The 5,964-nt window shown below is 65.1% G+C and carries 8 protein-coding genes and 1 pseudogene; 3 read left to right on the top strand and 6 right to left on the bottom strand.

The features are described from left to right. Window positions 1-206: 206 nt before the first annotated feature. Both RMO40_RS16075 and RMO40_RS16070 read right to left on the bottom strand, forming a co-directional pair. On the bottom strand, window positions 207-1,076 hold the full coding sequence (locus tag RMO40_RS16075) for a transporter substrate-binding domain-containing protein (RefSeq protein WP_309723555.1): 870 nt from the start codon (window positions 1,074-1,076) through the stop codon (window positions 207-209). 127 nt (window positions 1,077-1,203) lie between these two features. After that, window positions 1,204-1,992 carry a DUF455 family protein gene (locus RMO40_RS16070; protein ID WP_309723552.1) on the bottom strand — a complete coding sequence of 263 codons (789 nt, stop codon included), beginning with the start codon at window positions 1,990-1,992 and terminating at the stop codon, window positions 1,204-1,206. Window positions 1,993-2,029: 37 nt separating this feature from the next. On the opposite strand from RMO40_RS16070, the gene RMO40_RS16065 reads away from it, so the two are divergent. From RMO40_RS16065 to RMO40_RS16055, 3 genes are read left to right on the top strand one after another with little or no spacing between them, the layout of a single operon-like run. Then, complete coding sequence (locus RMO40_RS16065; protein WP_309723549.1) at window positions 2,030-2,554, top strand: gamma carbonic anhydrase family protein; 525 nt, start codon at window positions 2,030-2,032, stop codon at window positions 2,552-2,554. Further along, window positions 2,554-3,510, top strand: coding sequence for an Hsp33 family molecular chaperone HslO (gene hslO, locus RMO40_RS16060; protein WP_309723546.1), 957 nt, complete (start codon window positions 2,554-2,556; stop codon window positions 3,508-3,510). The genes RMO40_RS16065 and hslO overlap by 1 nt, the downstream gene beginning before the upstream one ends. A gap of 23 nt (window positions 3,511-3,533) precedes the next feature. Continuing rightward, window positions 3,534-4,010, top strand: coding sequence for a CopD family protein (locus tag RMO40_RS16055; RefSeq protein WP_309723543.1), 477 nt, complete (start codon window positions 3,534-3,536; stop codon window positions 4,008-4,010). A gap of 4 nt (window positions 4,011-4,014) precedes the next feature. Here the strand turns inward: RMO40_RS16055 and RMO40_RS16050 are convergent, their stop codons facing one another. The 4 genes and pseudogenes from RMO40_RS16050 to eno all read right to left on the bottom strand — a co-directional run. Beyond that, window positions 4,015-4,626: an AAA family ATPase gene (locus RMO40_RS16050; RefSeq protein ID WP_309723540.1), complete on the bottom strand. Its 612-nt coding sequence runs from the start codon at window positions 4,624-4,626 to the stop codon at window positions 4,015-4,017. Beyond that, window positions 4,623-5,252: a nicotinamide riboside transporter PnuC gene (pnuC, locus tag RMO40_RS16045; RefSeq protein WP_309723537.1), complete on the bottom strand. Its 630-nt coding sequence runs from the start codon at window positions 5,250-5,252 to the stop codon at window positions 4,623-4,625. The genes RMO40_RS16050 and pnuC overlap by 4 nt, the downstream gene beginning before the upstream one ends. 9 nt (window positions 5,253-5,261) lie before the next feature. Further along, complete coding sequence (ftsB, locus tag RMO40_RS16040; protein WP_309723534.1) at window positions 5,262-5,540, bottom strand: cell division protein FtsB; 279 nt, start codon at window positions 5,538-5,540, stop codon at window positions 5,262-5,264. 136 nt (window positions 5,541-5,676) lie between these two features. After that, a pseudogene (eno, locus tag RMO40_RS16035) lies at window positions 5,677-5,964 on the bottom strand (phosphopyruvate hydratase); the annotation flags it as partial.

Raw genomic sequence — 5,964 nt, 5'->3', positions numbered from 1 at the left:
GCCACCGTAGGGCTCGTGACGTGGGGGGTGGTGCGTCGGCGGAGCTGCTGACCAACCCGAACAGCACGCCAAGCATCAGGCCGCAGGCGATGGCCACGACCGTGAGCTGGATCGTCATCCACAGGCCGGTCACGAACAGCGGCCCGTAACCGGCGAGGATCTCCCAGCGCAGATTCATGGCCGAGTCTGCGCTGCGCGGGGCTTACTTACTTCGAGGCGGCGGAGCCGGCCGCAGCAGCCGTCTTGGCTGCGTTGTCACCGAAGTACTTGCTGAAGATCTGGTCGTAGGTGCCGTCGGCCTTGATGTCGGCCAGGCCCTTGTTGATCTTGCCGAGCAGGTCGGCATTGCCCTTCTTCACCACGATGCCGTATTGCTCGGGCTGGAACGCCTTGTCCATCACCACCTTGAACTTGGAACCCGGGTTGTTGGTGACGTAGTTGACCACCACGCCGTTGTCGGCCACCACCGCGTCGACGCCACCGCTCTCGAGTTCCTTGAGGGCGAGCGGGGTGTCGGCAAAGCGCTTGATGTTGGCGTTGGTCTTGCCGAGCAGCTTGGACACGACTTCATCGCCGGTGGTGCCGTTCTGCACGCCCACCTTGAGCTTCTTCAGGTCGTCGAACTTTGAGATCTTGGACGTGGCCTTCACAGCGATCAGCTGTTGCGCGTCGAAGTAGGGGTTGCTGAAGTCCATCGACTGCTTGCGCTCGTCGGTGATGGTGACGGCAGACACCAGGAAGTCGCGGTCGCCCTGGTCCAGCGTCTTGAAGATGCCTTCCCACGGGGTGTTGACGAACTTGACCTCGATGCCGGCCTTCTTGGCGATGGCAGTGACCACGTCGATGTCGAAGCCGACGATCTCGCCTTTTTCGTTTTGCGATTCGAAGGGCGCGTAGGCGGCATCGGTGCCGACCACGTAGACCTTGGCGGGCGCCGGGGCGGGCGCCGAAGCCACGGCGGCAGAGGCGGCGGGCGCTGCCGGTGCCTCGGTCTTCTTGCCGCAGGCGGACAAAAGCAAACCGGTGATCAGCAGGGCGCTGGTTTGCAGGAATCGACGGGTAGAAATGGTGTTCATGGACATCCTCGAATGGGGGCCGTGGAGGCGCCCGCTTGTGGCGGGTCGCGCGAAGGGGCCTCAGTGTAATGGGCTCAGCGGCCTGTCTCAGCAAGACGCGGGCCACTGGAGCGAGTTCTCGAAACGCTTAGCCCGCGTTCAGGCGCGCCATCTCGTCGGCGGTGAAACCTGCTGCCTCGCGGGCCGGCCAGTTGAAAGGCGGGCGCAGCTTGGGTGCCTCGTAACGCAGCGCCAGCTCGGCGTAGTGGCTCACGGGGTCGAGCCGGTCACGCTCGCAAAGCCAGCGGTACCAACGGTTGCCGATGGCGACGTGGCCCACCTCGTCGCGCAGGATCACACCGAGGATCTCGACCATGCGTGCGTCTCCGGCGCGGCCGAACTTGGCTTGCAAGGGCGGTGTGGCGTCGAGCCCGCGCGCCTCGAGCGTGCGCGGCACGAGCGCCATGCGGGCCACCACGTTGTCGGCCGTGCGCTGCGTCATCAGCCACAAGCCGTCATGCGCGTCGAAGTCGCCGTAGTCATGGCCAAGGCTTTGCAAGTGCTCGCGCAGCAAGCTGAAGTGCAGGGCCTCTTCACTGGCCACCCGCAACCAGTCGACATAAAACGCAACCGGCATGAGGGCGAAGCGAAAGGCGGCATCGAGCGCCAGGTTGATGGCGTTGAACTCGATGTGCGCAATGGCATGCACCAACGCTGCCTTGCCTTCGGGCGTGAAAGGCGTGCGCGACGGCACCTGCCGCGGTGGCAGCAGCGCCGGCTTGTCGGGGCGGCCGGGTAACTCGGCCGGTGTGTCGAAGCGGGTTGCGGGGTCGATGAGTGTCGGGTCGAGGCCGGTAAACAAGGCGCGGGCCTCGCTGGCCTTGGCCGTGGGGTCGCGCAGGCACAAGACCTCCAGGGCGCGCTGTCTCGGGTTCATCCCTAGAATTATGGGCTTCGACCACTGGATCATGCCCATGGCCCTCTATGAACTCGGCGACGACACGCCCGACATCGCCGACACCGCCTGGGTGGCCGACAGCGCCCAGGTGATGGGCGCCGTGACGCTGGCTGACAACGCCAGCGTGTGGTTCGGTGCCATCCTGCGAGGCGACACCGAGCGCATCACCATCGGCAAGAACAGCAACGTGCAAGACGGCACGGTGATCCACGCCGACCACGGCTACCCGGTCACCCTGGCCGACAACGTGACCGTTGGGCACCAGGTGATGCTGCATGGCTGCACGGTGGGTGAGGGTTCCTTGATCGGCATCGGCTCAGTGGTGTTGAACGGAGCCAAGATCGGCAGACACTGCCTGGTGGGAGCGCGTGCGCTGATCACCGAGGGCAAGGAGTTCCCCGACGGCTCGATGATCATCGGTTCGCCCGCCAAGGTGGTGCGCATGTTGACGCCGGCGCAGATTGACGGCATCAAGAACAGCGCCATGCACTATGTGTTGAATGCCCGCCGCTTCAAGGCGGGATTGAAGAAGATGGATTGATGAGCGAGCTGCACAAGTTTCTGTTCGAAGGCCTGCCGGTGCGTGGCCTGTTGGTTCGCCTGACCGGCGACTGGCGCGAGGTCTTGCAACGCCGCAAGACGGCGCAAGACGAGTTCCCGCAACCCGTGCGCGCGCTGATGGGCGAGATGGCGGCCGCTGGCGTGTTGATGCAGTCCAACATCAAGTTCAACGGCTCGCTGATCATCCAGATCTTTGGCGATGGCCCGGTCAAGCTCGCGGTGGCCGAGGTGCAGCCCGACCTGGCCTTCCGCGTCACCGCCAAGGTGGTGGGCGAGATGCCCGAGCGGGCGCAGCTCGACACCCTGCTCAACGTGCACGGCAAGGGCCGCTGCGCCATCACGCTCGACCCCAAGGACCGGTTCCCCGGCCAACAGCCCTACCAAGGCGTGGTGGCCTTGCATGGCGACCAGCGTGAGCCGCTGCACCACCTGAGCGAGGTACTGGAGCACTACATGCTGCAGTCGGAGCAGCTCGACACCAAGCTCATCCTCGCTGCCAACGACGACATCGCCGCCGGCCTGCTGATCCAGCGCCTGCCGGTCGAAGGCGCGGGCAACCTGGGTCGCAAGAACGAAGACGAGATCGGCATCAACGAGGCCTACAACCGCATCGCCCACCTCACGGCCACGCTGACGGCTGAAGAGTTGTTGACGCTCGATGCTGACACCGTGCTTCGCCGCCTTTACTGGGAGGAGAAGGTGATCCGCTACGAGCCGGTGAAGCCGCACTTCGCCTGCACCTGCTCGCGCGAGCGGGTGGGCAACATGCTCACGGGCCTGGGCCGCGAAGAGATCGACGGCATCGTCGTCGAACAAGGCCGTGTCGAGATCGCCTGCGACTTTTGTGGCGTCAAATACCACTTCGACCCAGTCGACGTGGGCGAGCTGTTCACGCCGAACGAACAGCAAGCCCCCGGCTCCGCCACGTTGAACTGAAACCAACAAGAGACCCACACGACATGGCCTACGCACTGCTGAAACTGCTGCACCTGGGGTCGGTCGTGATCTGGATCGGCGGGATGTTCTTTGCGCTCTTCTGCCTGCGCCCTGCGGCGATGAGCCTGCCGCCCCCGACGCGGGTGCCGTTCATGGCCGACGCATTGGGGCGCTTCTTCAACATCGTGCTGTGGCTGGCCCTGGCTGCGGTTGGCAGCGGGGTGGCGATGATGATGCTGGCGGCGAAGGCCACGCGACAGACCGGCGCGTCGTTGAACATGCCGCTCGACTGGATGGTGATGGCGGTGCTCGGGCTGGTGATGGTGGCCATCTTCGGCCACATCCGTTTTGCGCTCTACAAGCGCTTGCAGCGCGCGGTGGCGGCGCAAGACTGGCCCGCCGGTGGCGCCGCGCTCGGTGTCATTCGCACCTGGGTGGCCGTGAACCTGGGCCTCGGCGCTCTGATCGTCTTGGTGGTACAGCTGGGGGCGGTGAGCTGAGTTTTCAGCCTCGCGCCAACAGGTGGCGCTCGCAGTTGGCGTCACCACAGTGGTCACAGGCCCATTGCCAGCGCGGGCCGGGTTCGGGCCGTGGCGCATGCCGCACGGCCGTCAACGCCGATGCCAGCCGCGCCGGCCCCGAACCACCAATCACCGAGTACGAGACTGTGGCCCGTGCGAGGCTGGCACGAACCAGCGCGGTCACGGGTTCGCGAACCTGGGGACCGTCTCGCTGCAGGCCGTCGGCCTGCCAGGGCAGGTCGAGCGCCGTCAACAAGGTGAGGGCGTAGCCTCGGTGAATGGCTTCGGCGCTGGGATAGAGGTCGCGGTCGCCGAACACCTTGTCGCTGTAGACGGCGATCATCATGGCGGTGGTGTCGGCCACGACGATGTCATGCGACTGGCTTGCTTCGGCGATGCGGTGGGTTTGTTCGCTGGCGATGTGGGCCTGCTCGTGAATCAGTGGCGTGCGGCCGTGGGTGTCGCAAAACTCGCGCAGGTATTCGCTGACGACGGCCACCTTCTGGCCTTCAGCCCGTAGCGCTACAGCGAGCTCGCCGGCAAGCGTGGTCTTGCCCGTGCTCTCGGCGCCGACGATTGCAATCACTCGGCTCATGGTTGCGCCGCCAGCCGCTGCCAGGCCCGCCAGCCGATGAACGACATGACGATGAACACCCCGTACAGCAAGGTGGTGAGCCACAGGCCCTTGTAGGCGAACAGCCCCACGCTCACGATGTTGACCACGACCCAGGTGGGCCAGTTTTCCACGTACTTGCGGCCCAGCAGCCACTGGCCGATGAGGCTGCCTGCGGTGGGGAAAGCGTCCCACCAGGGCACGTCGGTGTTGGTGTGGCGCTTGAGGAACATGCCGACCACGGGCCATGCGATGGCGAAGGTGCCCAGCATCAGCCAGCGGCCGCGCGCCGTGAGCGAGCGCACCTTCAGCACCGAGCCATCGGTGGCGGTGCCCCGCAACCATTGCCACCAACCCCAGCCCGCCACCACGATGAACACGAGTTGCAGCGCGGCTTCGCCATACAGCTTGCTGCCCGAAAAGAGCGCCAGGTAGAGCAGCGAGCTCACGATGGCCAGCGGCCATGCGATCGGGTTGACGCGGATGTTGGCCACCACCATGCACACTGCCAACACGAAGGCCACGATCTCCAGCCAGGTGACCGGCGAGCCCCAGAGCGTGAAGGCTGCAGCGAACAAGGGCTGCATAGAGTGCAGCAGCGCGTCCATCAAAAGGGACTAGCGCTTGACGGTCGTGACCTGGACGTAGATCTCGTCCGGCTTGACCATGCCCAGCTCAAAGCGGGCCTTTTCTTCCACCATCTCCAGGCCTTCTTTCAGGTCACGCACTTCGGCGGTGATCTGGTCGTTGCGAGTGTGAGCGGCTTCGTTCTCGGCCTTCTGCACATCGAGCCGGGTCTGTAGATCCATCACGCGTGGCACCCCGCCCTTGCCGAGCCAGAGCTCGGTGTGCACCAGCGCCAGCAGCGCCAGCAGGGCCAGGGTCACGACGCGCACGGCCTGTCAGCTCGCCGAACTGCGTTGTGTGCCCGGGACCAAACCCCGTTCGCACTGATCTTGTCGAAGTGCCTGCACCGTGGTGCTCGCAGGCTTCGACAGGCTCAGCCCGAACGGAGTGTGAGGCAAGAACATTTCAGCGCAGGTTGTAGAACGCCGCGCGGCCGGGGTAGCTGGCGACGTCGCCCAGGTCTTCTTCGATGCGCAGCAACTGGTTGTACTTGGCCATGCGGTCGCTGCGGCTCATCGAGCCGGTCTTGATCTGGCCGGCGTTGGTGCCCACGGCGATGTCTGCAATGGTCGAGTCTTCGGTCTCGCCGGAGCGGTGCGAGATCACGGCCGTGTAGTTGGCGCGCTTGGCCATCTCGATGGCGGCGAAGGTTTCGGTCAGCGTGCCGATCTGGTTGATCTTGATCAGGATCGA

This window comes from Rhizobacter sp. (assembly GCF_031412075.1).
In the GTDB taxonomy this organism is placed as follows: domain Bacteria; phylum Pseudomonadota; class Gammaproteobacteria; order Burkholderiales; family Burkholderiaceae_C; genus Rhizobacter.
This window is presented reverse-complemented; position numbering and strand designations above follow the sequence as displayed.

Coding starts and splice junctions, on each gene's coding strand:
- RMO40_RS16055 (WP_309723543.1), top strand. CDS start 3,534: ATGGCCTACGCACTGCTGAAACTGCTGCACCTGGGGTCGGTCGTGATC.
- RMO40_RS16070 (WP_309723552.1), bottom strand. CDS start 1,992: ATGAACCCGAGACAGCGCGCCCTGGAGGTCTTGTGCCTGCGCGACCCC.
- RMO40_RS16075 (WP_309723555.1), bottom strand. CDS start 1,076: ATGAACACCATTTCTACCCGTCGATTCCTGCAAACCAGCGCCCTGCTG.
- RMO40_RS16065 (WP_309723549.1), top strand. CDS start 2,030: ATGGCCCTCTATGAACTCGGCGACGACACGCCCGACATCGCCGACACC.
- pnuC (WP_309723537.1), bottom strand. CDS start 5,252: ATGGACGCGCTGCTGCACTCTATGCAGCCCTTGTTCGCTGCAGCCTTC.
- hslO (WP_309723546.1), top strand. CDS start 2,554: ATGAGCGAGCTGCACAAGTTTCTGTTCGAAGGCCTGCCGGTGCGTGGC.
- RMO40_RS16050 (WP_309723540.1), bottom strand. CDS start 4,626: ATGAGCCGAGTGATTGCAATCGTCGGCGCCGAGAGCACGGGCAAGACC.